At 47.7% G+C, this 26432-nt stretch carries 20 protein-coding genes; 13 read left to right on the forward strand and 7 right to left on the reverse strand.

Translation table 11 applies throughout. The features are described from left to right. Positions 1–170: 170 nt before the first annotated feature. On the reverse strand, positions 171–1055 hold the full coding sequence (gene nadK / locus VRK_RS04085) for an NAD(+) kinase (protein WP_059120211.1): 885 nt from the start codon (positions 1053–1055) through the stop codon (positions 171–173). A 135-nt stretch (positions 1056–1190) separates the two neighbouring features. Between nadK and grpE the strand changes: the two genes are divergently transcribed. Continuing rightward, positions 1191–1802, forward strand: a complete 612-nt coding sequence (gene grpE, locus VRK_RS04090; RefSeq protein ID WP_059120212.1) for a nucleotide exchange factor GrpE — start codon at positions 1191–1193, stop codon at positions 1800–1802. Positions 1803–1910: 108 nt separating this feature from the next. On the opposite strand, the gene VRK_RS04095 is transcribed toward grpE, so the two are convergent. Continuing rightward, positions 1911–3830 carry a TRAP transporter permease gene (locus tag VRK_RS04095; protein ID WP_059120213.1) on the reverse strand — a complete coding sequence of 640 codons (1920 nt, stop codon included), beginning with the start codon at positions 3828–3830 and terminating at the stop codon, positions 1911–1913. Between the two features lie 110 nt (positions 3831–3940). After that, positions 3941–4870 (reverse strand): TAXI family TRAP transporter solute-binding subunit, encoded by a 930-nt coding sequence (locus tag VRK_RS04100; RefSeq protein WP_059120214.1) that lies wholly within the window; start codon positions 4868–4870, stop codon positions 3941–3943. A gap of 483 nt (positions 4871–5353) precedes the next feature. On the opposite strand from VRK_RS04100, the gene dnaK reads away from it, so the two are divergent. The 6 genes from dnaK (at position 5354) to VRK_RS04130 (ending at position 11831) form a co-directional block, all read left to right on the forward strand. After that, positions 5354–7264: a molecular chaperone DnaK gene (dnaK, locus tag VRK_RS04105; protein ID WP_059120215.1), complete on the forward strand. Its 1911-nt coding sequence runs from the start codon at positions 5354–5356 to the stop codon at positions 7262–7264. A 200-nt stretch (positions 7265–7464) separates the two neighbouring features. Beyond that, complete coding sequence (gene dnaJ, locus VRK_RS04110) at positions 7465–8610, forward strand: molecular chaperone DnaJ (RefSeq protein ID WP_059120216.1); 1146 nt, start codon at positions 7465–7467, stop codon at positions 8608–8610. Positions 8611–8835: 225 nt separating this feature from the next. Beyond that, positions 8836–9354, forward strand: a complete 519-nt coding sequence (locus tag VRK_RS04115) for a pilus assembly FimT family protein (protein WP_059120217.1) — start codon at positions 8836–8838, stop codon at positions 9352–9354. After that, on the forward strand, positions 9348–10004 hold the full coding sequence (locus tag VRK_RS04120) for a PulJ/GspJ family protein (protein WP_059120218.1): 657 nt from the start codon (positions 9348–9350) through the stop codon (positions 10002–10004). Before VRK_RS04115 ends, VRK_RS04120 begins: the two co-directional genes overlap by 7 nt. Continuing rightward, the gene (locus VRK_RS04125; RefSeq protein WP_059120219.1) at positions 10001–11305 is read left to right on the forward strand and encodes a hypothetical protein; all 1305 of its coding nucleotides are present in this window, start codon (positions 10001–10003) and stop codon (positions 11303–11305) included. Before VRK_RS04120 ends, VRK_RS04125 begins: the two co-directional genes overlap by 4 nt. Next, a complete protein-coding gene (locus VRK_RS04130; protein WP_059120220.1) occupies positions 11295–11831 on the forward strand; it encodes a type IV pilus modification PilV family protein in 537 nt (178 codons plus the stop codon). The genes VRK_RS04125 and VRK_RS04130 overlap by 11 nt, the downstream gene beginning before the upstream one ends. Here VRK_RS04130 and fghA read toward each other — a convergent pair. Beyond that, complete coding sequence (gene fghA / locus VRK_RS04135; RefSeq protein WP_059120221.1) at positions 11776–12627, reverse strand: S-formylglutathione hydrolase; 852 nt, start codon at positions 12625–12627, stop codon at positions 11776–11778. The genes VRK_RS04130 and fghA overlap by 56 nt on opposite strands. A 55-nt stretch (positions 12628–12682) precedes the next feature. Next, complete coding sequence (locus VRK_RS04140; protein WP_059120222.1) at positions 12683–13816, reverse strand: S-(hydroxymethyl)glutathione dehydrogenase/class III alcohol dehydrogenase; 1134 nt, start codon at positions 13814–13816, stop codon at positions 12683–12685. 133 nt (positions 13817–13949) lie between these two features. On the opposite strand from VRK_RS04140, the gene VRK_RS04145 reads away from it, so the two are divergent. Continuing rightward, positions 13950–14837, forward strand: a complete 888-nt coding sequence (locus VRK_RS04145; RefSeq protein WP_059120223.1) for a LysR family transcriptional regulator — start codon at positions 13950–13952, stop codon at positions 14835–14837. Between the two features lie 75 nt (positions 14838–14912). Continuing rightward, positions 14913–15443, forward strand: a complete 531-nt coding sequence (tadA, locus tag VRK_RS04150) for a tRNA adenosine(34) deaminase TadA (RefSeq protein WP_059120224.1) — start codon at positions 14913–14915, stop codon at positions 15441–15443. 236 nt (positions 15444–15679) lie between these two features. Here the strand turns inward: tadA and VRK_RS21555 are convergent, their stop codons facing one another. Both VRK_RS21555 and mltF read right to left on the reverse strand, forming a co-directional pair. Continuing rightward, entirely contained in the window at positions 15680–15811 is a 132-nt protein-coding gene (locus VRK_RS21555) for a hypothetical protein (protein WP_269431942.1), read from the reverse strand. 188 nt (positions 15812–15999) lie between these two features. Beyond that, positions 16000–17568 carry a membrane-bound lytic murein transglycosylase MltF gene (mltF, locus tag VRK_RS04155; protein WP_059120225.1) on the reverse strand — a complete coding sequence of 523 codons (1569 nt, stop codon included), beginning with the start codon at positions 17566–17568 and terminating at the stop codon, positions 16000–16002. 297 nt (positions 17569–17865) lie between these two features. Here mltF and purL point away from each other — a divergent pair, with 297 nt between their 5' ends. The 4 genes from purL (at position 17866) to katG (ending at position 26073) form a co-directional block, all read left to right on the forward strand. Beyond that, the gene (purL, locus tag VRK_RS04160) at positions 17866–21762 is read left to right on the forward strand and encodes a phosphoribosylformylglycinamidine synthase (RefSeq protein ID WP_059120226.1); all 3897 of its coding nucleotides are present in this window, start codon (positions 17866–17868) and stop codon (positions 21760–21762) included. A gap of 319 nt (positions 21763–22081) precedes the next feature. Continuing rightward, the gene (gene ald, locus VRK_RS04165) at positions 22082–23200 is read left to right on the forward strand and encodes an alanine dehydrogenase (RefSeq protein ID WP_059120227.1); all 1119 of its coding nucleotides are present in this window, start codon (positions 22082–22084) and stop codon (positions 23198–23200) included. A 311-nt stretch (positions 23201–23511) separates the two neighbouring features. Next, positions 23512–23691, forward strand: a complete 180-nt coding sequence (locus VRK_RS04170) for a hypothetical protein (RefSeq protein ID WP_059120228.1) — start codon at positions 23512–23514, stop codon at positions 23689–23691. Between the two features lie 174 nt (positions 23692–23865). Then, a complete protein-coding gene (katG, locus tag VRK_RS04175; protein WP_059120229.1) occupies positions 23866–26073 on the forward strand; it encodes a catalase/peroxidase HPI in 2208 nt (735 codons plus the stop codon). Positions 26074–26432 lie beyond the last annotated feature (359 nt).

The following is a 26432-nucleotide window of genomic DNA, read 5'->3' on the forward strand; positions in this document are numbered from 1 at the left end:
CACCTGTACGTTTTACCAATACTGTATAAAGAAACAGTATATACTGTTTCTTTATACAGTAAAGATGTTTGGTGATTTTATTTTCACCAATATATCAGGCAAGACCACAGGGCTGAATCGATGGCGTATTCAGTTTTGGCAAGTGATAATGAATACCAGCTATCGGGGCTCTAGAACAACTTACTTGACCAACCTAATTTGTTTCTCAGCACATGGTAGTAGCTGTAATCTTTGGGATGAATCAGATGTAACTTATTTGGGCTACGGTAGATCAGCACTTCATCTCCGGGAGAGACGGGGAGCGAAATCTGCCCGTCACAACTGATTTCTTGTGTGCCTCTGTTATTCGGTGAGACAGAGAGTTTAATGCGGCAATCTCCATCAACCACCAAAGGACGGGATGACAATGTGTGTGGAAACATCGGGACAAGTGATATGGCGTTTAAGCTCGGTGACAGAATCGGGCCGCCACCTGAAAGTGAATAGGCGGTTGAACCGGTCGGGGTTGAAACAATCAGACCGTCTGAGCGCTGGGAAAACGCGAAAGCATCATTAATGTACACCTCGAACTCAATCATATGGGCGATTTTCCCCGGATGGAGGACGGCTTCGTTTAAGGCGGCATTATGACTTTTGATCTGCCCGTGGCGGTGAATTTCGGTTTCCAGCAGAAAACGCTCTTCTTCAATATATTCGCCTTCGAGTACTTTTTGTAAAGCGACCTGAAAATCTTCGGGGTTTAAGTCGGTGAGAAAACCCAGGCTGCCGCGGTTGACACCGATCACCCGAATTTCAAAACGGGATAATACTCTGGCTGCGCCAAGCATGTTGCCGTCACCGCCGACGGCAATTGCCAGATCGGCTTTTTTGCCTAACTCAAGTAAAGATGAAAAACATTGGGGCGGAATGTCAGTGAGAATATTACTCAGCCGATCATCGATAAACACTGAATATCCTTGCTCTGATAACCACTGGTATAATTCGCGATGGGTTTGTATCGCAGACTGGTCCCGAGGTTTACCAATGATGGCAATTACGCCAAAAGATTTTTTCATAATGTTTCCAATCGAATTAGGCTTGAATCAGGAATCTTCATCCCCATAATAAAGGCAAGTTATGCTTTTATGCGAATGTTTAGTGTGTTGAATGTTGATCATCAATACAAAAGATCATGGAACTCTGGAGATATCATGAGCAACGAAGAGAATAAAGTCAAAGAAGAAGAGCTGCAGCAAGAATCGGTAGCACAAGAACAGACTGAGGCTGAAGTCGTCGGTAGTGAGGCTGATATCGAGTGGAATGAAAGCGATGCCCCAGAGGATGAGCAAGACGCGAAAATTGCCCAATTGGAAGCAGCGCTACTGACTAGTGAAAGTAAGGTGAAAGAGCAGCAAGATGCAGTCTTGCGTGCCCACGCAGAGGTTGAGAATATCCGTCGCCGGAGTGAGCAGGAGATTGATAAGGCGCGTAAATTTGCCCTGAGTCGTTTTGCGGAAGAGCTACTGCCGGTTATTGATAATCTTGAGCGCGCCATTCAAGCGGCAGACGCTGAGAATGAAGTGATCAAGCCACTGCTGGAAGGGGTTGAACTGACTCATAAAACCTTTATCGGTACCATTGAAAAATTTGGTCTCAAAGAGATTAATCCTGAAGGGGAAGCGTTTAATCCGGAATTACATCAGGCGATGTCGATTCAGGAAAGCCCTGATCATGAATCAAACACAGTGATGTTTGTGATGCAAAAAGGTTATGAACTGAATGGCCGTGTGGTTCGTCCTGCGATGGTGATGGTTGCCAAGTAAGTGCAACGTTGTCATGAGATGACCATTTGATTCAATAAAATAAAAAGGTTGGCTCTGCCAACCTTTTTTTATGCACATTAAAACGGTGTGTTTAATGGTTCCGTCTGACTATTTTTCCTGCGGTGCAGCCGGAGAATGATGGGGGGTAAGGCGGCTTCTTTTCCACTCCCATATCATCATAACAGCAATGCACACTATGCTGATCAAGCGATAATTATCGACAAGAAACAGTGTTGCGGCCGCGAGTAACAGAAAAACCAACCGGTAAAGCGCTGACATCGGACGGAACAGGTAGCCTTCGAGCCCGCCGGCAAAGGCAAGAATTAAGGCGATACATCCGAGGATGGATTCCACAAATGCCAGCAGCGTTTCTGTCTGCGTCCAGATCAGGCCGGAAAATGCCATCATTGCCGGGATCAGGAAAAATCCCTGTGCCAGTTTGAAGGCCTGAACCGCCGAACGCATCGGTGAGGCGTTGGCGATGCCAGCCCCGGCAAAAGCGGCTAATGCGATGGGCGGTGTGACATTGGAGGTCTGAGAGAGCCAGAAGACGATCATGTGTGCGGTGAGCAGCGGCACACCGAGATCCATCAAGGCTGGAACGGCCATCACCGACAGCACGATATAAGCAGCGGTGACCGGAAGCCCCATGCCCAGAATGACGGCTGCGATGGCAATAAACAGTAGGGCAGACCAGAGGTGACCACCGGATAGTGAGGTCAGAAACTGGGTAAATTGCAGGCCGATCCCCGTCTGTCCGACCACCCCAACCACAATACCTGCGGTTGCACAAGCAATCGAGATTGGCAACGCGAGAATTGCCCCTTGTTTCATCCCTTCCAGCACGAGTCTGATACTGATTTGGGTATGCTTGCGTGTCAGCGCTGCGATGAGTATGGCTGCGCATCCGGCAATCCCGACTAAAATCGGGGAGTAACTCATAATCAGCAAGGTGGTGATGATCACCAATGGCAGCAGGAAGTGCCATCCCTGTTTCACAATACGGCCGATTTTCTCCGTTTCACTCATGCCTTGCAGATTGAGTTTACATGCCATCAGATGGACGTAAAGTAATGTACAGGCAAAATAAAGGATTGCCGGTGCAATCGAAACCAGAATGATTTCACTGTAAGGAATCCCGGTAAACTGCGCCATGACAAATGCGCCTGCCCCCATGACCGGGGGCATGATTTGTCCTCCGGTTGAGGCTGCGGCCTCGATTCCGGCTGCTTGTTCAGCTTTGTAACCGAGCCTTTTCATCATCGGTATGGTGAGGGAGCCGGTGGTGACGGTATTGGCAATGGCTGACCCCGAGATTGATCCCAAAGCCGCAGAGGCCAGCACACTGGCTTTGGCCGGGCCACCTTTTGATTTGCCTGCAATTGCAAACGCAGCATCGATAAAAAATTGCCCGGCACCGCTGACTTGCAGAAAAGCCCCGAACAGGACAAATACGAAAACGACGCCGGCTGCGATTGCCAGCGGTGCACCGAAGACACCGTTGGTGGAATAAATATGAAAGCGGACCATCTCTTCCAATGAAAAACCTTTACTGGCGATAGCGTCCGGCAGGACATTGCCGAATAATGCATAACTCAGAAATATGGCCGCTACGAAAACCATGACCATACCGACCGTCCGGCGGGTTGCTTCTAAAAGCAGAAGGATCAGTAACAGTCCGGCGTATTGGTCCTCCGGCTGTAATCCGTCCAGCAGAAAACTGATATCATCATAATCAAATGGAATCACCCGGCTGGCCGCCCAGCAAGTGAGGATAATCAACACAATATCGAGACATCGCAGTACCACATATTTAGCCTGTGAAGCGGTGTCAATGTGTGCGAAGGGAAATGCCAAAAAAACAAGGATTAGGACCCAGCTGAGATGAGTGGGTCTGAATACGGTTGCTGACAGATCGGCGGTGATGCCTTGCCATATCTGGAATACAGTCAGCAAAATTGCGATCAGGCCGGTCACGAGCGTGAGACTATTGGCAAATGTCGTGTGACGGGATAAAACCTGAGTCATAGCTAACTCCAAATGTCATGATATAAAGCACAAAATAGATAAAGCACAATCAGATGACATATTTGACGCTTTACTGTCATCTGATTGGTTGAATCATCGTGGGAATGGTTTTATTGGTGATGCTCTTGGTAGTATTTCATTGCACCGGGATGAAGCGGCACGCCTTCCAGCTTCGGCATATTATCGATAGTCATAAATTTCGTGACGCCAACCGCCTGACGGATCTTGTCGATGTTTTCAAAAGCAACTTTGGTCATTTCATAAGCCAGCTTGTCATCCATTTTTTGATTGGTTACCAGAACGTTCCAAACGGCCGGCACCTCGAATGCCGGGACATTTTTATAACTGTCAGCCGGGGCGTTGAATGCTTGATAGGATGGGTTGGCAGCTGAAATTTTCTTCAGTTCCTCTGGGGTGAAAGAGAGGATCCGGATCTTGCGGGTCAGTGCCAGCTCCGTGATCGCACCAACCCCGAGACTACCGACAATCACGCCCGCGTCAATTTGTCCGTTCGCCAGCGCACTCGTGGTCGCGGTATAGTTTAGTGACTGTGCCCTGACATCATTTTCAGTGATACCGAGTATTTTCAAAATATTCACAGCGCTTACCCGTGTACCGGAACCGGGCGCACCGAGCGAAATCTTTTTGCCTTTCAAATCACTGATGGTATGAATATCGGAATCAGCAGGAACCATGAATTGAACGACATTGGGATACAGGACGAAGAGAACCTGAGTCGGCATTTTTCTCGGAAACGGCTTTTCTCCTTCGTAGGCTTTCAGGGCGACATTCCCCATTGCGATACCGACCAACTGTTTTTGCGTAGCGACTTTGATGATATTTTCCACCGATGCAGCGGTGACTTCAGCGCGCATATTGAAATCAGGGATGTTTTCACTCCAGATTTTAGCCAGTGTGCCGCCAAGTGGATAATAGGTACCACTCTGACTGCCTGTTCCTATGGTGTAGTTATCCGCAAAGGCTGGCAGCGCAATACTCAGCCCAAGAATCATCACCCCTTTCTTGACGATGTTATACATAAGAAACTCCCTGTTTTTCTGCTGATATAAAAGGTGTATTTACATTGAGTGCGTCCATCACCATGCCGAGCATGAACAATGGGAATAAATGTGAATATAGTGTAAATGTGAATGTCGTGTATCAGTTTTGATATCACGATGTTGACGTCTCTGGGTATAGTGGAATTGACAAAATACTGGTTAGGTCACCAAACCGAGGGTAACTTTGTGAAGTGTGAGTAAATTGCACTTTGAAGGTCGTGATTCATTTGGGTGATTATCCGGTGTTTGAGCCGTGCTGAATCACTATCTCCGGTCAGAAAATAAGGAAATTTGTATTTTTTTCATTTTTCCCCTTGAAAAGGTATTTTCTGCCCTTATCTAAGGGGCATAGAGAAGCAAACTTCGTTTGTTGAGCGGTGAGTCAGGGGTTGAAACCCGATTCTCCAACCCCATATATGGGGTACTGGCAAAACGACAATAGAATTATTCGGAGATGTCCTGATGGGTAAGATCATTGGTATTGACTTAGGTACTACAAACTCTTGTGTTGCTGTACTGGACGGTGGAAAACCTCGCGTGATTGAAAATGCTGAGGGTGAACGTACAACGCCATCTGTAATTGCTTATACAGATGGTGAAACGCTTGTTGGTCAGCCAGCAAAACGTCAAGCGGTTACAAACCCTGAGAATACATTATTTGCAATTAAGCGTTTGATCGGTCGTCGTTTTGAAGACGAAGAAGTTCAACGTGATATCGAGATCATGCCTTACAAAATTGTCAAGGCTGATAACGGTGATGCATGGGTTCAGGTTAAAAATGAAAAACTGGCAGCACCACAGGTTTCTGCTGAAGTTTTGAAAAAAATGAAAAAAACCGCAGAAGACTATCTGGGTGAAGCCGTCACCGGTGCCGTAATTACCGTACCAGCGTATTTTAATGATGCGCAGCGTCAGGCAACAAAAGATGCGGGTCGTATCGCGGGTCTGGAAGTGAAACGGATCATCAACGAACCGACCGCTGCGGCGTTGGCTTATGGTCTCGACAAAGAAGGCGGTGACCGTGTTATCGCTGTATACGACTTAGGTGGTGGTACATTCGATATCTCTATCATCGAAATTGATGATGTTGAAGGCGAGAAAACATTTGAAGTACTTGCGACCAACGGTGATACACACTTAGGTGGTGAAGACTTCGATACACGCATGATCAATTACTTGGTTGATGAGTTCAAGAAAGAGCAAGGCATCAACCTGAAAAGTGATCCGTTGGCAATGCAGCGTCTGAAAGAAGCGGCTGAGAAAGCGAAGATTGAACTGTCTTCTGCACAACAGACTGACGTGAACCTGCCTTATATTACGGCAGATGCAACGGGTCCTAAACACATGAATATCAAAGTGACTCGTGCAAAACTTGAGGCTCTGGTTGAAGATTTGGTGCAGCGTTCTCTTGAGCCGATGAAAGTTGCGCTGGCGGATGCGGATCTGTCTGTTAATGATATTACTGACGTGATTCTGGTCGGTGGTCAGACTCGTATGCCAATGGTTCAGAAGAAAGTGGCTGAGTTCTTCGGTAAAGATGCTCGTAAAGACGTGAACCCGGATGAAGCGGTTGCTGTTGGTGCTGCGGTTCAAGGCGGTGTGCTTGCCGGTGAGGTGAAAGACGTTCTCCTGCTTGACGTGACACCACTGTCGCTGGGTATCGAAACCATGGGCGGAGTGATGACTAAGCTGATTGAGAAAAACACCACGATTCCAACCAAAGCGAATCAAGTGTTCTCAACCGCAGAAGATAACCAGAGTGCTGTAACGATTCATGTATTGCAAGGTGAACGTAAACAGGCGACATACAACAAGTCTCTGGGGCAATTTAACCTGGAAGGCATTCAGCCTGCACCGCGTGGTATGCCACAAATCGAAGTCACTTTCGATTTGGATGCAGATGGTATTCTGCACGTTTCTGCAAAAGATAAGCAGACCAACAAAGAGCAGAAGATAACAATTCAGGCATCTGGTGGTTTGAGCAACGATGAAATCGAAAAAATGGTTCAAGAAGCTGAAGCCAATAAAGAAGCGGACAAAAAGTTCGAAGAGTTGGCGACCGCTCGTAACCAAGCTGACCAAATCGTCCATGCAACTCGTAAACAGGTAGATGAAGCCGGTGACGCACTGCCTGCGGAAGATAAAGCACAAATCGAAACAGCGATCAGTGAACTTGAAGCTGCAAGTAAGAGCGGTGACAAAGAAGAAATTGATGCCAAGACACAGGCACTGATGACAGCGTCTCAAAAACTGATGGAAATTGCACAGCAGCAAGCGCAAGCGCAGCAAGCTGGTGGTACAGAGCAAGCGTCTGGTCAGGAAGATGATGTTGTTGATGCTGAATTCGAAGAAGTCAAAGACGAAAAAAAATAATCAGTGAATAGTAATTCACTGATATGACTTCAGATCTTTTCAGGTATGATACGGGCGTTTGGGGGGACTCTGACGCCCGTCTGTTTGTAATCTTGGTGTCGATTTAGGTCATGTTTCATCATTGTGTGAAATATCATCTATATCGATACATCTACCGGGCGACAAGTGTCGCTTGCAGTAATTAATTGGTGACGAAGAACATGTCAAAACGTGATTTTTACGAAATCTTAGGCGTAAGCCGTGATGCCTCTGAGCGTGATATCAAAAAGGCCTATAAACGCTTGGCGATGAAATTCCATCCCGACCGTAATCCGGGCGATGAAACTTCAGCTGATAAGTTTAAAGAAGTAAAAGAAGCGTATGAGGTGTTAACCGATCCTCAGAAAAAAGCCGCTTATGATCAGTATGGTCATGCCGCATTTGAACAAGGCGGTGGTGGTTTTGGCGGAGGCTTCGGCGGCGGTAACGCTGACTTTGGTGATATCTTTGGCGATGTGTTCGGGGATATCTTTGGCGGTGGCCGTCGCGGTGGTGGTCAGGCCCGGGCGCAGCGCGGTGCGGATCTTCGCTACAATATGGAACTCACTTTAGAAGAAGCTGTCCGCGGTTGTTCGAAAGAGATTGAAGTCCCGACCATGGTGCATTGCGATACATGTAACGGCAGTGGTGCGAAGAAAGGGACCTCTCCTGAAACATGTGGTACTTGTCACGGACATGGTCAGGTTCAGATGAGACAAGGCTTTTTTGCAGTGCAACAGACTTGTCCAACTTGTCATGGTAAGGGAAAAATCGTCAAAGATCCTTGCCGTGATTGCCATGGTCAGGGCCGCAAGCAACAACGCAAGACTCTCAATGTGAAGATTCCTGCCGGTGTGGATACGGGGGACAGAATTCGTCTTACCGGAGAAGGTGAAGCCGGTGAAATGGGCGCGCCAGCCGGTGATTTGTACGTTCAGGTTCATGTGAAAGAGCACCATATCTTTGAACGTGAAGGCAATAACCTGTTCTGTGAAGTCCCTGTTAGTTTCTCGATGGCAGCACTCGGTGGCGAAGTTGAAGTGCCGACACTGGATGGGCGTGTGAATCTGAAAGTGCCGGAAGAAACGCAGACCGGCAGAATGTTCCGGATGCGCGGTAAGGGCGTGAAGAATGTCCGTGGCGGTGCCGCTGGTGATTTGATTGTACGTTTGGTTGTTGAGACACCGGTGAACCTGAGTTCGCGTCAGAAAGAATTGCTCCGAGAGTTTGAAGAATCCTGTGGCGGTGAAGCGGCAAGTAAGCACAAGCCCAAGTCGGAAGGTTTTTTCAGCGGCGTGAAGAAATTTTTTGATGATCTCACGAGCTGATAAAGACATATTGATTCAAATAAAAACCTGCTTCGGCAGGTTTTTTTATGTCCGCTCACCCGACTTGTCAGCTTTGGAGAGGAATGTCTCGGAACAAATGTGTAATTGTTATGTTTATCATGTGGTTATTTATTTGATGTCACTACGAGATAGTTGCCTCATAGCCAAATGAATTGCTTTATTTTTTTATCATAGGGGGAATGAAATCAACCGATTGGAAAAAATATGCGCACAGGATTCTCTTTGCTTGAACTTGTTGTGGTCATCGCATTACTGAGCCTTTCACTGTTACTGATTGTGCCTCAATTCTCCCAACAAATGGAAAAGGAACAGTTAAAAACGGCGGTCAGTGATGTTCAGGCATTTATATTACAAGCAAGGTCACTGGCAATCACTCACCATCAAAATCTGTGGTTACATCTGATCTCTCAGTCATCATCATCCATTGACAAAGGTGTATCACCGGATTGGCAGTTGCGGGTGAGTACCTCTGAAGACCGCCACCAAGGTCAGCGTTTACTGACGCTATCCGGACAACGCTATCGGAAAATTATCGTTCGTTCCGGATTCCCTCAAGATCGGCTATTTATTGATGGTCATTCCGGCAAACTCGGCAATGGCAGCATCACGCTTCTGGCCCGCAATACACCGGAACGACAAATCAAAGTCATTACTTCTTACGGTGCGGGGCGAGTTCGCCATTGTAGCGTTGGTACTGCGATATATGGTTATCCGGCATGTTAGTGAGATCAGCACATTTCTATCATGCCCAGCGAGGATTGACACTGTTGGAAGTCCTGTTGGCCAGTGTTATCAGTAGTGTTTTAATTCTTATGGTGAGCCGGTTGATCGTGAGCGAACTCCGGGTGACTGAACACTTGAGTCGCAAAATTCAATTACATCAACAGTTACGGGCATCATTAGTCTTAATCAAACGGAGCCTGTTCATGGCCGGATTGAATGCTTCACCGCAAAAGTCTGTGTTTTTGCAAGGAAGCCGGACGCTCACCGATGTCCGAAACGATACCCAAGTGGGGTATGTATATCAGGGAAGTCCCACTGCTGAGAACGATTTCCACCATGTTGTCTACCAGCTCACAGCAAATCAAGTCGGAGAGCGGGCCTTACGATTGTGCGAGAAGCAGCATGATCGTCGATTCACATTTGAACAAGCGGCATCTTCCGGTGAATCAGGGCCATGCTTCTCGCTTTTCGATACAGACTGGATTCGTGTTGATGCATTCCAGGTTCGCTATTCCCCCCTCCGAGCCAGAACAGGAGCGCAGATCAATACAGGATGGATAGCAATACACCTGAGTTTATCTTTGGTGCAAGACCCGTCGATTCATGAATCTGCTGATTTTGCATTTTTACAGCGGCATTGGTCGTTATGAAGTGGTTCTGTCTTGGTCAGTCATCGATTCGGCAACGGGGCGCTGCGACATTGTTGTTGACGACACTGATGGTTAGTCTCATGTTGATTGTGGTGGGACGCGCTACACTGCTCAGTCGTTATCAATTGGCTGAGGTTCAGCATGAAATTGAGCGTCGCCAGTCTTTCTGGCTGGCTGAAGGTGAACTTGAGTGCCTGTGGACACAAGTCCGTTCAGTACAGGCAGGGGAAAGCTTACCTTCAGCGTGTCAGCAAATTGCGCATCAAGTCCGGTGGGCGTCTCCGCGGGATCGACAACTGACAGCGACCGTCGGCACAACGACGCTACACAAGCGCTACCGTTTGCCCTTACCGGATTCTGCCGGTGTCGTTAAGACCAGCAGTCGTTTAATGCTGATGAAACATGCCGCGTTTGCCCCGGATCTGGCTCGTTTATCCACTGAAAACGGTTGGGAATGTATTGCTTTGCGCTATAAGTATGATGTCTATGCTCCGTCGCTAACCACCTATCATCCGGACCAGTTGCCTTATCGGCTATATCAGGGGTTTCCGAGTGATTCAGGACGGTGTGCCGAGTCGTATCACTCCGTCGATTTATCAGCAAAAAGCGCGAGATCTGACTATCAGTATTCGCCAACGTTATCACCTTTTCGGGATCTGTTTGGTGTTGCGGTGCAGGATTGGTTTCAAGTGATGTCAAATCCTCAGGTTGGGCGGATCCCGGCATCACTGAATGAAGCCAGCGGTCAAATTCGCTATCAGAATGCTCTTGAGTTACCACACAGTCAGTTGAACCCGGAATGTGCTTCTCAAATTGAAGATCTCATCTGGCAGGGGAAAATGATCATCTGGGTCTATGGGGGTTGTGTGCTGTCCGATCTGGATATTCAACGGATTAATGTTGCGATTCAGGCACAATTTTCTCAGCAGGGCATTATTGTGCTGATTCAGGATGGGCTCGTCGGAATTGAAAGTCATCACCCGTTACAGGGAATGCTCTATCAATTTATTTCACCGCAACATGCGAATATGGTATTTCAAGGCTGGGCCGACACAGGATTACAGGCGGCACTGATTAAATCTTTGGCTCAAGCCCCGCAATACAACATCTCTCCGGAGCAAGTGAGTTACTTTCAACTCGGCTCTTTCTATCCGGCGGGAGGGCTGGTGTTGGATGCAGATAAACGTTTTGCTGTGGTTCAGGGACGCATTGATTTTCATTATCGACGCGATCTGATGAGCAAACCGCTCAGCCTGATTCGTCCAGCCGAGTGGCGTGGGGAAAGCTGGCATGAACCGTAGCGATGTGAACCGATATGATCAACGCCATCATCGGGGGAATACGTTACTCGAAGTGATGATTGCTTTGGTGATCTTGAGCATTGGTATACTGAGTGTGGGGCAGCTACAGCGTCTGACGATGTTTCAGACTCGGGATATTTTTCAGCGAACCCAAGCGTTGGACCTTGCCAGTACAACATTGGAACGTTTACGGACGCACGGTACACAGGGGACATATGGTGCACAGGCAACTGGCGTGACGAAGCCAGATGAGACGGTTGGTTCAATTGATTTTGAGCAGATCAAGACCAGTCAGAATTGTGATGCTCAGGATTATTTTTGTATCCGGATTCAGGTGAGCACACCGCTATTTCACGGTGATCTGAAGCCGGTTCGTGTGGTTGTGAGTTGGTCGGGGCAACAGGGGAAAACGCATCAGGTTGCGCTTTCCACCATGATTTCACGATTTAACGAATTTGAATCGCGTATGCCTAAGAGCGCTGTCCCAACAGATATAACGCGTGGAATTGTAGATGTGACGCAATGAAGCTTTGAATAAAGTAATAGCTGTGATCATAACCGGGATGAGACTGATAGGTCAGTTCACAATGTTGGTGATCTGCGACTTCGAGCAAATCCCAAGGTTTCAACTGCTCTTCCAAAAATGGATCCATTTCACCTTGATCAATCAAAATGGGAAGCGCGCAGCCTTTTTGTCTCAGTAGCTCCGTTGCATCATAGTTTTGCCACAGTGCCTGATCCTCTCCCAAATAAGCCTTCAGGGCTTTTTGTCCCCAAGGGCAGGCTACAGGATGACAAATTGGGCTGAAGGCTGAAATCGCACGATAGCGATCCGGATTTTTGATGCCGATTGTCAGCGCACCATGCCCGCCCATACTGTGTCCTGAAATAGAACGCTCAGCGGTCACTGGAAAGTTCTTCTCGATAAGCGAGGGCAGCTCATTGACGATATAACTATACATCTGGTAATGCTGGCTCCAGGGCGGTTGAGTCGCATTGAGGTAAAATCCGGCACCGAGTCCCAGATCATAGTCTCCTTGCGGATCATCCGGAACGCCTTCTCCTCTCGGGCTGGTGTCCGGTGCAACAATCGCAATACCGAGCGAGGCTGCTTTTTGGAGTGCTCCTGCTTTCTGCATGAAGTTTTCATCCGTGCAGGTGAGGCCGGATAACCAGTAGAGCACGGGAACCGGATGACTGTCACTGGCATCTGGTGGCAGGTAAATTGCGAATCGCATTGTACAGTTGAGCACATCTGAAGGGTGTGTGTACTGTTTATGCCATCCACCAAATACTTTTGATTGGCTGATTTGTTCTAACATGTCGGGCTCCTTTTCCCGTCTCCGGAGCAGATGAACCAGAGACGGGCGCATAAAATTATGGTTTGAAGTGAACCACAGAACGAATACTTTCACCGGAATGCATCAGGTCAAATGCATCGTTAATTGCTTCTAACGACATGGTATGCGTAATGAACTCTTGCAGACCAAATTCACCGGCAAGATATTGTTCAACGATGCCGGGCAGTTGTGAACGGCCTTTCACTCCGCCAAATGCACTACCACGCCATACCCGGCCGGTCACAAGCTGGAACGGGCGGGTTGAGATTTCTTGTCCTGCACCGGCTACACCGATGATGACTGATTCTCCCCATCCTTTATGACAGCATTCCAGCGCCTGACGCATCACATTGACATTACCGATACATTCGAAGGAGAAGTCCACGCCGCCGTCGGTCATCTCAACAATCACTTCCTGAATCGGTTTGTCGAATTTTTGCGGATTGATACACTCTGTCGCGCCCAGTTGCTGAGCGAGTCCAAATTTCTTCTCGTTAATATCGATACCGATAATTCGGCTGGCCCCGACCATTTTAGCGCCGATAACCGCGGATAAACCGATTCCGCCCAGTCCGAAAATTGCGACGGTGTCACCTTTTTGAACTTTGGCGGTGTTCATCACAGCCCCCATACCGGTAGTTACGCCACATCCGAGCAGGCAAACCTCTTCCAGCGGGGCTGCTTTGTTGACTTTGGCCAGCGAAATTTCCGGTAGGACGGTATACTCGGAGAATGTGGAGCATCCCATGTAGTGATAGATTGGCTTGCCGTCTTTGTAGAAACGGGTTGTTCCATCAGGCATGAGACCTTTGCCCTGTGTTTCGCGAACCGCCTGACACAGGTTTGTTTTGCCTGAAGTACAGAACTTACATTCACCGCATTCTGCGGTATAGAGTGGAATCACGTGGTCACCGACTTCAACGCTGGTTACGCCTTCGCCAACCATTTCAACAATACCACCGCCTTCATGACCAAGAATGGACGGGAATATTCCCTCCGGATCTTCACCAGACAGTGTGAATGCATCGGTATGACAGACACCGGTTGCGACGATGCGTACTAAAACCTCACCGGCTTTCGGGTACATGACATCGACTTCTTCAATGCTGAGTGGCTGATTCGGCCCCCAAGCAACAGCAGCTTTGGACTTGATAAATTTCTGCTCTGACATTTTCTTCCTTTCCTGTCTATAAGGTGATCGGGATCGTGTGATAAACCACAGTGAAACTGAGTATAGTTCTTTTCTTATATTTTATAATCAAGTAAAAAAGAGAATGACTTTTACATTATGGTAATAATCAATTATGGCGATATGGGACGGTGTCAGCGAATTTGTCGCCGTTGCTGAGACGGAAAGCTTTACCCGGGCGGCACAAAAATTAACCACGTCGGTGGCGAATGTCAGTCGTCGAGTTGCAGCGTTAGAAGAACGTCTGGCGATTAAGTTGTTGTTGCGTACAACACGGAAGGTGTCATTGACGGAAGCCGGGCAGGTCTATTACCAACAATGTAAACAGTTGGTGGAAGGTCTGGAACATGCCGAGCGTACCGTGACGCAAATGCAGCAGATGCCGATCGGACGGTTGAAAGTGACGGCACCGGTGACCTACGGTGAGCAGAAAATCGCCCCGTTGTTGCATGATTTTTTACAATTGTATCCGAAACTGGAACTGGAGCTGGTGCTGACTAACCGCCAGTTGGACTTGATCGAAAACGGTGTTGATCTGGCGATTCGACTCGGGCAATTACATGATTCCAGCTTTGTCGTCAGGAAGTTAAGTTCCAGACGGTTACATGTGTGTGCAGCGCCGACTTATCTGGCGCAGTATGGTGAACCGTACACCTTATCTGAATTATCCAAACATCAGTGTCTGGTCGGAACCTATGATCACTGGCGTTTCAAAGATAATCATCATGCCCGTTCTCTGGGAATTCGCGGACGCATTCGTTGTAACAGTGGCGTGGTATTGCTTGATGCAGCATTAAAAGGGATGGGGCTTGCTCAGTTACCGGATTACTATGTTGAATCCTATCTTGCGAGCGGCCAGCTTGTTGAAGTCTTGACGCGTTATCGGGATGATCGGGAAGGCGTCTGGGCGTTGTATCCGCAAAATCGTCATATTTCACCGAAAGTCCGTTTACTGTCTGACTATCTCTATGAGTCCCTTTCAGACAAGGGCAAGCACAGGTGATATCAGCGTACAACATCTGGCAATGATTCAGGGTATAATGCGGTGAAGAATAAGATACCAAGAGACAGAGGATTCATGCAGGCGCAACATTTTTCTGCTGACGATGAACGGTTTATGCGTCGGGCGATCCAACTGGCACATCAAGCGGAGCTGGAAGGGGAAGTTCCGGTCGGAGCCGTATTGGTCAAAGACGATCAGATTATTGCAGAGGGCTGGAATCGGTCAATCACCACCCATGATGCGACAGCCCATGCGGAAATTCAGGTCTTGCGCAAAGCCGGGCAAGTGTTGGAAAACTATCGGCTGGTGGATTCGACGCTGTATGTCACACTGGAACCTTGCCCAATGTGTGCCGGAGCTTTATTGCACAGTCGGGTCAAACGGATTGTTTTTGGTGCATCGGACTTGAAAGCTGGTGCAGCAGGTACCGTGATGAACTTATTTGAGAGTGATGCAGCTTATCATTATGCGCAGATTGAACCAGGATTACTCGAAACGGAGTGCCGTGAACAACTGCAAGGTTTTTTCCGGCGTCGGCGTCAGGAGATTAAAGATACCAAGCGTCAGCAACGGGAAAATCATCAATCCGATGAACCGTCAGCCTGATAGTGATATCAGCCTATGGCGCAGATATAGATTGATCCACGGTACACAAAGCCAAGTATAAAACAACTGAAGTAACAAAAGTAAAGTAACAACTGCCGGTCGTAAATGAGCATTAAATTGTCGTAGGGCGTTTTGGAAGAATGCTGTCTCCTTCTTTTGGTTTTGGGAAGGAGACGTCTGTGGTTACTGGATATTCCCGTTGTGGGATAGTGATTCAGACTGCAGAGTCAGTACGCTCAGGCAGTCTGATGAGTAAAAGCCCGGTGGCGAGCAAAAACTTTCTTTTTATTGTTCGCGAGCTTACGTTTGCGGTGAATCGCTGCTGTTGTCCGCCATAAATGCTTGGACTTCAATCTTTTTTTCAGCATGGATTAACCTCCTTTCAAAAATACCAATAAATAGTCAGTACAATCTCTTCTTGAGCGCCTTTCATCGGCTTCAAGGTTCAGACAATTGTCTTTTACAGATGTATTATGACCGGAAGATGAACCCGACGAACGTCGGGTATCTCTAATATGTAAGGGTTTCCATACCAAAAATCAAGCCTTGAGTCCGGTTATTGTGTTGCCGCCTCGCTGGCATCGGCGGTTGTGGCTGTATTTTCATCGGATTCAATATCTTCAACAGCCGGATCCGGTTCTGTGGCCTCATCCGCATCAGGAATCATTGCCTGAATGACCGTGAGATCATCTACACTGGTACTATCGCTATCTGCGGCTGTTTTCGCGTTGATGTGACCAATCATACTTTGGTAATAGCGGCGGATATTTTCGACATAGGCGAGCGCTTCATCACCCCGGGCGTAACCGTAACGCGTCTGGCTGAAATAACGACGCTTTCTCAGCAGAGGAAGGCGATCTTTGACCTCTCCCCAAGCGTTCGGATCTCCGCCTTGTTGTTTGGTTAGGTGACGAGCATCCATCATGTGTCCGTAACCCATATTGTAAGATGCCAAAGCGAACCAGATTTTTTCATGATCGGGAATTGAATCAGGGACGCGACTGACCATCCGACGCAGATATCTGACACCGCCTCGAATAGACTGTTCCGGATTGAGCCGGTTGGTGATCCCAACGGATTTCGCGGTCGTTAACGTGAGCATCATCATCCCCCGCACACCGGTCGGTGATTTTGCTCTGGGGTTCCAGTGAGATTCCTGATAAGACAATGCCGCGATGAGACGCCAGTCAAATTCACTCGCATATTTTTGGAATAGTGGCATCCACTGAGGTAGCCTGCTGTCCAGCGCACGAATAAACGCTCTGGTATCCACATAATCAAACGTTCCGATATGGCCGATATATTTTTCTTCAAGCGAAGCTATGGTACCGGCTTGTTTCTGATTGCCGAAAAATTCAATCATCAGTGCATAGAGGCTTTCATCATCCGAACGACGAATAAACCAAGAGATGGGCTGATCATCGGTAATTTCAAATGCCGTGGCTAAATCGGGATAGATGCGTTGTGCCAGAGAGATTTCAACCGAGTCAGCGATGGTAAACATCAATTCTCCCTGAGAGACTTCTTTCAACAAATCATGAACATCTGAATCTGCTTTTATCTGAAACTGAAACTGAGGATATTTCTTTTTGAGTCTCACCAGTGTTTGTTCAAAGTGAGAATCATCGACAACATTTAATACCTTGTGCTGTTCTGGTGTGTTTAACAGCTCTTGCTGTTTTTGAATCAGTTGATGCATGTTACGGGGGTGCCACTGACCCTGACGGTAAACAATTTGCTGACTGACATAGTAATAAGCAGGGCCGGGCCGGAATTTTTGGATGCGTTGGGTATTTTGGATCTGACCTGCGGCAATAATATCGATTTCTCCTTTTTCCAAGGCAGGAAAAAGCGCAGCAACACGATAAACGGGTTTCATTTCCAGTTTGACGCCGAGGGATTTGGCGAATTCGCGTGCCAGTTCATAATCCATGCCCGATGGTCCTTCCGGCCCGATAAAATAGGAGAGCTGATTGTTCAGGGTGCCGACACGTAACACACCTCGCTCACGGATCTGGTCGAGTTCGCTTTTTGGTTTGGAGTCGATCTGACAGCCGCTGAGTAGGGTTACCATGAATACAAAAGCGAGGATGCTCCGGGCCTGACGTTGGAATATTCGGATCATGTACAACTTATCTCTTCTCATCATGATGCTTTTATATCAAAGCACCACCGAATCGCAACTTTTTGATGTATAAAATGGTAAATTATGTCGCTGGGAATGACATGAAAGCGAGAGATTTCAAAATTCATAAAAAAAATGACGCAAACGGTTGCGTTTGGTGTTACATCACAAAAATAATTCCTTTATAATGCGGCCGCACAACATAGGTAAAATTGGTATGTATTCAAGCTTTTTCAATTTAATTGTTTGAATTTATTCCAATACTATCTTAACCAACAGCAACAGAGACCTAAGCACATGAGAATTTTCCGTGGCTCCCCAGCGCTTTCTGAATTCCGAGTAAACAAACTTCTTGAACGGTGTCGCGAGCTGCGTTTACCCGTGACCGGTATTTACGCAGAATTTATGCACTTTGCTGATTTGACAGCCGATTTGGATCGTCAAGAAACAGAGAAGTTAGAAAAATTGCTGACTTATGGCCCGACGATTGAAGAGCATCAGCCAGAAGGTTTATTGTTGCTGGTTACGCCGCGTCCGGGCACCATTTCTCCGTGGTCATCGAAGTCGAGCGATATTGCACATAACTGCGGTCTTGATAAAGTCAAACGTTTGGAGCGGGGGACGGCCTATTATATTGAGTCCTCGGCAACATTGACTGAAGCGGAGCACATCGTACTACAAGGTTTACTCCATGACCGCATGATGGAGGTGGTCTTCGCCGATCTGGAGTCGGCTGCTCAGCTATTCCACAGTGCGACACCGGCAGCGGTTACCGCAGTTGATGTACTTGGCGGCGGACGTAAAGCATTGGAACAGGCCAACCTTACACTGGGTTTGGCGCTGGCTGAAGATGAAATCGACTATCTGGTGGAGAGCTTTATCAAACTTGGCCGGAATCCCAATGACATTGAATTGATGATGTTTGCGCAGGCAAACTCAGAACATTGTCGGCACAAGATTTTTAATGCGGACTGGACGATTGACGGGGTTGAACAGGAAAAATCCCTGTTTAAGATGATTAAGAATACCTATGAAACAACGCCGGATTATGTGTTGTCTGCTTACAAAGATAATGCGGCGGTCATGACCGGTTCTAAAGTTGGTCGTTTCTTCCCTGATCCGCAAACACGTCAGTACAACTACCATACGGAAGATACCCATATCCTGATGAAGGTGGAAACTCATAACCACCCGACTGCTATTTCGCCTTGGCCTGGCGCTTCAACCGGAAGCGGCGGTGAAATTCGTGATGAGGGCGCCACCGGGATTGGCGGTAAACCGAAAGCCGGTTTGGTTGGTTTTACAGTTTCTAACCTGCGTATTCCGCATTTTGAACAGCCATGGGAGACCGATTTCGGTAAACCGGGTCGTATCGTCAATGCGCTGGATATTATGATTGAAGGCCCATTGGGCGGCGCGGCATTTAACAATGAATTTGGTCGTCCGAATCTGTTGGGCTATTTCCGTACCTATGAAGAGAAAGTGACATCTCACGCCGGAGAAGAAATCCGAGGTTACCATAAGCCGATCATGATTGCCGGTGGGATGGGGAACATTCGCGCAGATCATATTCAGAAGAAAGAGATTCCGGTCGGCGCGAGCCTGATTGTATTGGGTGGCCCGGCGATGAACATCGGTTTGGGCGGCGGCGCGGCATCTTCGATGGCTTCCGGCCAGTCGGCTGAGGATCTGGACTTTGCTTCGGTTCAACGGGAAAACCCTGAGATGGAGCGCCGTTGTCAGGAAGTGATTGACCGTTGTTGGCAGTTGGGAGAAAACAACCCGATAGCCTTTATTCATGATGTCGGTGCCGGTGGGATTTCGAATGCGTTGCCGGAGTTGGTCAATGACGGAGAACGCGGCGGTAAATTCCAGTTGCGTGATGTGCCGAATGATGAGCCGGGCATGAGCCCGCTGGAAATCTGGTGTAATGAATCGCAGGAGCGTTATGTTTTGGCGGTTGCGCCTGAGCATATGGAAGCCTTTGATGCGATCTGTCGTCGTGAACGTGCTCCTTATGCGGTGGTCGGTACTGCGACGGAAGAACGTCATCTGACACTGGAAGATTCACACTTTAACAACACACCAATCGATATGCCGATGGATATTCTGTTGGGTAAACCACCGAAAATGCATCGTGAAGCCACAACCCTGAAGGTTCAGGGGGCAGCGATAGACCGCAGTGGTATCGAGTTAAATGAGGCGGTTGAACGCGTCCTGCGTTTACCTGCTGTAGCTGAAAAAACCTTCCTGATTACGATTGGCGATCGTTCTGTAACCGGTATGGTGGCTCGCGATCAAATGGTTGGTCCGTGGCAAGTGCCGGTTGCCAACTGTGCGGTCACCACGGCCAGTTTTGATACCTATTGCGGTGAAGCAATGTCGATGGGCGAACGGACACCGGTGGCGTTGCTTGATTTTGCTGCATCAGCTCGTCTGGCTGTTGCTGAGTCGTTGACCAATATTGCTGCAACTGCGATTGGCGATTTGAAACACATTAAACTATCGGCTAACTGGATGTCTCCGGCCGGTCACCCCGGTGAAGATGCCGGCTTGTATGAAGCGGTAAAAGCGATCGGTGAAGAGCTATGTCCGGCCCTCGGGCTGACCATTCCGGTCGGTAAAGACTCGATGTCGATGAAAACCAAATGGCATGAAGATAATGGTGAGCAGAAAGAAGTGACGTCACCATTATCACTGATTATTACCGCTTTTGCCCGGGTTGAGGATGTCCGTAAGACCGTGACACCTCAACTGCGTACAGATTTGGGGACGACCCGACTGATTGCGATTGATCTGGGGAACGGCAAAAATCGCCTTGGTGCAACGGCGCTGGCGCAGGTATACAAGCAGTTAGGTGATCAGCCGGCTGATGTTGATGATGCGATGCAACTGAAAGGCTTTTTTGATGCGATTCAGGTACTCGTTCGTACGAATAAGCTGTTGGCATACCATGATAAAGGCGATGGCGGTCTGTTGGTCACATTGGCTGAAATGGCATTTGCGGGTCACTGTGGGGTCAATGTTGACATTGCTGGATTAGGTGATGATGTACTCTCGGTTCTGTTTAACGAAGAGCTGGGCGCAGTTATTCAGGTGCATGAACAGGATGTTGATGCTGTTCTGGACACACTGGCACAACAAGGTCTGCAAGACTGTACTCACGTGATAGGAACAGTAGAATCTTCTGACCGTTTCGTGGTGACGCAACAGGGTCACGTTGTTTATGAACGTTCCAGAACGGAGCTCCGAACCATTTGGGCCGAGACCACCTATCAGATGCAGGCGCTGCGTGATAACCCGGATTGTGCTCAGCAAGAATTTGCAGCGAAGCAAGATAATGCCGATCCGGGGCTGAATGTTCATTTGAGTTACGATATTCATGAAGATGTGGCCGCACCGTTCGTCAATACCGGTGTCAGACCGAAAATGGCAGTGCTGCGTGAGCAGGGCGTCAATTCTCATGTTGAGATGGCTGCAGCGTTTGAACGGGCTGGTTTTGATGCGATTGATGTCCATATGAGTGATGTGTTGTCCGGTCGGATTACATTCGAACAGTATCAGGGATTAGTCGCTTGTGGTGGTTTCTCTTATGGGGATGTTTTGGGTGCCGGTGAAGGCTGGGCAAAATCAATTCTGTTTAACGCTCAGGCAAGAGAGATGTTTGAAGGGTTCTTTAACCGTCAGGACACTTTTGCCCTTGGGGTTTGTAACGGATGTCAGATGTTGTCGAACCTCAGAGAGTTGATCCCGGGGGCTGATTTATGGCCGCGGTTTGTTCGTAACGAGTCTGAGCGTTTTGAAGCCCGCTTTAGTTTGGTTGAGGTTCAGCCATCTGATTCAGTTTTCTTTAGTGGTATGGCGGGATCCCGGATGCCGATTGCTGTTTCTCACGGTGAAGGCCGGGTCGAAGTGCGTGATAATGCTCATTTGGCTGCAATTGAGCAATCCGGTACAGTTGCTATTCGTTATGTTGATAACTATGGGCAACCGACTCAGCAGTATCCCAATAACCCGAATGGTTCACCGAACGCTATTACCGGTCTGACAACCACAGATGGCCGTGTCACCATCATGATGCCTCACCCGGAACGAGTTTTCCGCACCGTCGTGAACTCATGGCATCCTGATTCGTGGGGTGAAAATGGTGCTTGGATGCGGATGTTCCAGAATGCCCGGAAAAATCTTGGCTAACGGCTGAGTCAGCACATCGCAAATACGAGAGAAATCCCTTGTCAGTCGGCGAGGGATTTTTTTTGCTCATTTTATGTTGTTAATTTGTTTCAGAAGTAAATGGCTTGCTCACTTTTTTTTACATATTTTCTGGCGGCATCTGCTAAAAAAATAATTAAAATTAATATTATTGTCTTAATTATTTTTAATTTTTGATATTTAAATCTGAAATTGAGCTGGATCATTGGTTTTTAATACTTATTTTTATTGATTTGTTGGTTTAAATCACTGTATTGTCTGCATACTATAACAACGTTAATTTTTTGCAGAGGATAAGGATATGTTGATCGGTGTACCAAAAGAAATTAAGAACCATGAATACCGCGTTGGGATGACGCCTGCGAGTGTTAAGGAATTAACCCAAAGAGGGCATCACATCTTGGTTGAAACATTAGCCGGTGCCGGGATTGAGTTTTCAGATCAGGATTATATTGATGCAGGCGCAACGATTAGTCCTGATGCCGCGAAGATTTTCGCGGAAAGTGACATGATTGTGAAGGTGAAGGAACCTCAAGCGAGTGAGCGTGCGATGTTGCGGGAAGATCAAATCCTGTTTACCTATCTTCACCTCGCACCAGATGCGGCTCAGACTCATGATTTAATTCAAAGTAAAGCCGTGTGTATTGCTTATGAAACCGTTACCAGTCCAAATCGGACATTACCCCTGTTAGCACCGATGTCCGAAGTCGCCGGACGGATGTCTATTCAGGCTGCGATGACATCATTAGAAAAATCACACGCAGGTCGTGGCTTATTACTGGGTGGTGTTCCGGGCGTTGAACCGGCCAAAGTGACCGTCATCGGTGCCGGGGTCGTTGGACGCAATGCCGCGCAAATGGCAGCAGGGCTAGGGGCTGAAGTGGTGATTATCGATAAAAATATTGATGCTTTGCGCGATATTGATGCAATTTATCAAGGAAAAGTCACCACGGTTTATTCCACGGCTGATTCGATTGAAAAGCATGTTTTATCTGCCGATGTCGTGATTGGTTCGGTGCTGCTTCCCGGTGCTGAAGCCCCGAAACTGATTACGGCAGATATGGTGAAGAAAATGAAATCAGGCGCTGTTCTGGTTGATGTTGCGATTGATCAGGGCGGATGTGCCGAAACATCGAAGGCCACAACTCATCAGGAGCCGACCTATATTGTCGATGATGTGGTGCATTACTGTGTCGCGAACATGCCCGGTGGCGTAGCCCGGACATCAACTGTTGCGTTAAATAATGCCACGCTGCCTTATATTATTGCGCTGGCTGAAAAAGGTTATCGCGCAGCATTGCTTGCTGATGAGCACTTCCTGAATGGGCTGAATGTATGCCACGGTCAGTTGACAAACCGCTTTGTCGCAGAGAGCCACGGTTTAGATTATGTCGATGCAAAAGTTGTTTTAGCGGGTTAACGGCTGCTTAATCATTGCAGCGACACTTCTGATTGCTGTCAGTGAGCGGTTGAATCTCAATCGCTCACTTTGCTTCCCCTCCCTGCACAATACACCGAGCTGATTTTCAAACCGTTTATCCCATGCGTCATTTTTCCATCGCTGTCACATGACCTCCATCGGTAAATTCTTCTCAGGCTTGCTCAATTTTCTATAGCGGATAATAGGATAGATTTCCTCTATAGAATGGATAGGTCGAAACCATTATCACTTTCAGTGGTCTATTCCTATACTGGAACCTGATTGAGCAGATTGCAAAAGAAGGATTCCTTATGTCTGAGCCGTTGCGTGAAAAAATAACCAGTATTGACAGTCAGGTTGCAATAGAAGCGCTTTCTCACTACGAAAGTGAAGCATGTCAATCCTTTGCATGTCATCAATACTTATTGGTTGAATCACTCGCCAGTGAAACGCCTCAATCATACTCATTCTGGGATATGTTCTTTTTTTAATTTTTCGGTTGAAACATGTTGGATGGAACGTTTCAGGTCATTGAGTGACTGATTGATAAGTTGTTTTTATTCATCATACTGACGTCCCATTTTTCATGGGTGCAAAAGTCACTCATTAGAGTATCGAGTTCAATAAATCAAAACGCTAAAACGCTGCGAAGCAGGAGACAGACAATGGAACAGAATAAAATGTCAGGAAAATGCCCCGTCATGCATGGTAGTCATACCCGTGTCGGAGGAAAAGGAACCAAGAATGTCGATTGGTGGCCGAATCAGCTCAATCTCAAAATCCTTCATCAGAATGATGAAAAATCAAACCCGCTCGGTGAAGATTTTGATTATGCGGCCGCTTTCAGCACGCTTGATTTAAGCGTCGTTAAGCAAGATATTGAGGCCGTTCTGAAAGATTCAAAATCATGGTGGCCGGCTGACTACGGACACTATGGTCCTTTTATGATTCGGATGGCGTGGCATGCTGCGGGTACTTACCGGACGGGTGACGGTCGTGGTGGTGCATCAACAGGAAACCAACGTTTTGCACCATTAAACAGTTGGCCGGATAACGCGAATCTAGATAAAGCGCGTCGTCTTCTCTGGCCGGTGAAACAAAAATATGGCAACAGCCTCTCTTGGGCGGATTTGTTCATTCTGACTGGTAATGTGGCTCTGGAATCGATGGGATTAAAAACCTTTGGTTTCGGGGGCGGGCGCAAAGATATCTGGGAACCGGAAGAAGATATTTACTGGGGCGCAGAAGATGAATGGCTCGGTAATGACAATCGTTATACCGGAGAGCGGGATTTAGAAAATCCTCTGGCTGCGGTTCAGATGGGACTGATTTATGTCAATCCTGAAGGTCCGAATGGCAAATCTGATCCACTGGCTTCAGCGCGTGATGTTCGTGAAACATTCGCCCGGATGGCGATGGATGATTATGAAACCGTAGCTTTGACTGCCGGTGGACATACGTTTGGCAAAACCCATGGTGCAGGCGATGCTGCACTTGTCGGGCCAGAACCGGAAGCAGCATCACTTGAAGAAATGGGACTTGGCTGGAAGAGCACCTACGGCAGCGGCAAAGGGCGCGATACGATTACCAGTGGTCTGGAAGGTGCGTGGACACCAACACCTACTCAGTGGGACAACAGCTATTTTGATGTCCTGTTCGGTTATGACTGGAAACTGGTGAAAAGCCCTGCCGGTGCGACACAGTGGGTTCCCGTTGATCTGGCTGATAAAGACAAAGCCCCGGATGCTGAAGACAGTGCGGTGAAAGTCGGGATCATGATGACTGATGCGGATATGGCAATGCGTGAAGATCCAATCTATCGGAAAATTTCAGAGCACTTCCATAAAAATCCGGATGAGTTTGCCGATGCGTTTGCCCGGGCTTGGTTTAAGCTGACTCACCGGGATATGGGACCGAAAGTTCGCTATCTTGGTCCTGAAGTACCTCAGGAAGATTTAATCTGGCAAGACCCATTACCAGCGGTCGATCATGGTTTAGTTGATGCGCATGATGTCTCGGCATTAAAAGCGGAAATTCTTGCTGCTGATTTGACGGTATCCGAATTGGTCTACACTGCGTGGTCTTCCGCTGCAACATTCCGTGGTTCGGATAGTCGCGGTGGCGCCAACGGGGCGCGGATTCGTCTTGCACCACAGAAAGACTGGGAAGTCAATCAACCAGAGCAACTGCAGAAAGTATTACGTGTGCTGGAAGGGATTCAACATAAGTTTAATGTGGCACAGAGCGGCAACAAGAAAATCTCGCTGGCCGATTTGATCGTACTCGGTGGTTCTGCTGCCATTGAGCAGGCAGCCCGTCTGGCTGGTCATTCGATTACTGTCCCGTTTTCGGCAGGACGAACTGACGCGACCGATGAGCAAACGGATGCTGAATCATTTGCGGTACTTGAACCGATTGCTGATGGTTTCCGTAATTATCTGAAGCGTGCTTATACTGTTTCATCTGAAGAGTTACTGCTTGACCGTGCTCAGTTGCTGACTTTAACGGCACCGGAGATGACGGTTTTGGTCGGTGGGATGCGGGTACTGAACGCGAACTTTGGTCAGTCACAGCACGGTGTGCTGACGAAAACTCCGGGCGCTCTGACCAACGATTTCTTTATTCACTTGCTGGATATGGAAACTGAATGGAAACCGACATCTGAAGCGGCTGATATTTTTGAAGGTCGTGATCGCCAGACAGGGGCTGTCAAGTGGACCGCTTCCCGGGTCGATTTAGTGTTTGGTTCTAATTCTCAGTTACGTGCATTGTCTGAAGTTTATGCCGGCAATGACGCGGGAGAGAAATTCATCCGTGATTTCGTCAAAGCATGGGTGAAGGTGATGCAAGCTGATCGGTTTGATTTAAAATAATCCAACGTTATATGTGCCATGTGAAATCCCCCTGTCTGTTGATGGGGGATTTTTTTATAGATTGATTCGATTTCATGATTGAATATTTTCTATGTATTTTTCTTATCAATGCCTACATTTCGCGACTTATCTTGCATTTTTATCAACTCATCGTACCTGAAGCTTGCTTTTCATATTTAACCGCTTTGTAAAAAGAATAAGTAAGTTGTTGTATGTGCAACAAAATGTGCTATCATTTCTCACTTGTGAGACATTTTTACTATTGACTTAATGGGTTTTATCTGATCTGTTTTTTGTTTGGATCAGTCAGTTTTTCGGGTCAGTAACTTTTACTTTTGTGTGTTTGAGTCGGTGTTTAG

It is taken from the genome of Vibrio sp. MEBiC08052, assembly GCF_001506075.1.
Lineage (GTDB): Bacteria > Pseudomonadota > Gammaproteobacteria > Enterobacterales > Vibrionaceae > Vibrio.

Bases quoted from the DNA above. Each gene is read 5' to 3' on its own strand.
- nadK (WP_059120211.1), bottom strand. From the start codon at position 1,055: ATGAAAAAATCTTTTGGCGTAATTGCCATCATTGGTAAACCTCGGGAC.
- grpE (WP_059120212.1), top strand. From the start codon at position 1,191: ATGAGCAACGAAGAGAATAAAGTCAAAGAAGAAGAGCTGCAGCAAGAA.
- VRK_RS04095 (WP_059120213.1), bottom strand. From the start codon at position 3,830: ATGACTCAGGTTTTATCCCGTCACACGACATTTGCCAATAGTCTCACG.
- VRK_RS04100 (WP_059120214.1), bottom strand. From the start codon at position 4,870: ATGTATAACATCGTCAAGAAAGGGGTGATGATTCTTGGGCTGAGTATT.
- dnaK (WP_059120215.1), top strand. From the start codon at position 5,354: ATGGGTAAGATCATTGGTATTGACTTAGGTACTACAAACTCTTGTGTT.
- dnaJ (WP_059120216.1), top strand. From the start codon at position 7,465: ATGTCAAAACGTGATTTTTACGAAATCTTAGGCGTAAGCCGTGATGCC.
- VRK_RS04115 (WP_059120217.1), top strand. From the start codon at position 8,836: ATGCGCACAGGATTCTCTTTGCTTGAACTTGTTGTGGTCATCGCATTA.
- VRK_RS04120 (WP_059120218.1), top strand. From the start codon at position 9,348: ATGTTAGTGAGATCAGCACATTTCTATCATGCCCAGCGAGGATTGACA.
- VRK_RS04125 (WP_059120219.1), top strand. From the start codon at position 10,001: ATGAAGTGGTTCTGTCTTGGTCAGTCATCGATTCGGCAACGGGGCGCT.
- VRK_RS04130 (WP_059120220.1), top strand. From the start codon at position 11,295: ATGAACCGTAGCGATGTGAACCGATATGATCAACGCCATCATCGGGGG.
- fghA (WP_059120221.1), bottom strand. From the start codon at position 12,627: ATGTTAGAACAAATCAGCCAATCAAAAGTATTTGGTGGATGGCATAAA.
- VRK_RS04140 (WP_059120222.1), bottom strand. From the start codon at position 13,816: ATGTCAGAGCAGAAATTTATCAAGTCCAAAGCTGCTGTTGCTTGGGGG.
- VRK_RS04145 (WP_059120223.1), top strand. From the start codon at position 13,950: ATGGCGATATGGGACGGTGTCAGCGAATTTGTCGCCGTTGCTGAGACG.
- tadA (WP_059120224.1), top strand. From the start codon at position 14,913: ATGCAGGCGCAACATTTTTCTGCTGACGATGAACGGTTTATGCGTCGG.
- VRK_RS21555 (WP_269431942.1), bottom strand. From the start codon at position 15,811: ATGCTGAAAAAAAGATTGAAGTCCAAGCATTTATGGCGGACAACAGCA.
- mltF (WP_059120225.1), bottom strand. From the start codon at position 17,568: ATGATCCGAATATTCCAACGTCAGGCCCGGAGCATCCTCGCTTTTGTA.
- purL (WP_059120226.1), top strand. From the start codon at position 17,866: ATGAGAATTTTCCGTGGCTCCCCAGCGCTTTCTGAATTCCGAGTAAAC.
- ald (WP_059120227.1), top strand. From the start codon at position 22,082: ATGTTGATCGGTGTACCAAAAGAAATTAAGAACCATGAATACCGCGTT.
- VRK_RS04170 (WP_059120228.1), top strand. From the start codon at position 23,512: ATGTCTGAGCCGTTGCGTGAAAAAATAACCAGTATTGACAGTCAGGTT.
- katG (WP_059120229.1), top strand. From the start codon at position 23,866: ATGGAACAGAATAAAATGTCAGGAAAATGCCCCGTCATGCATGGTAGT.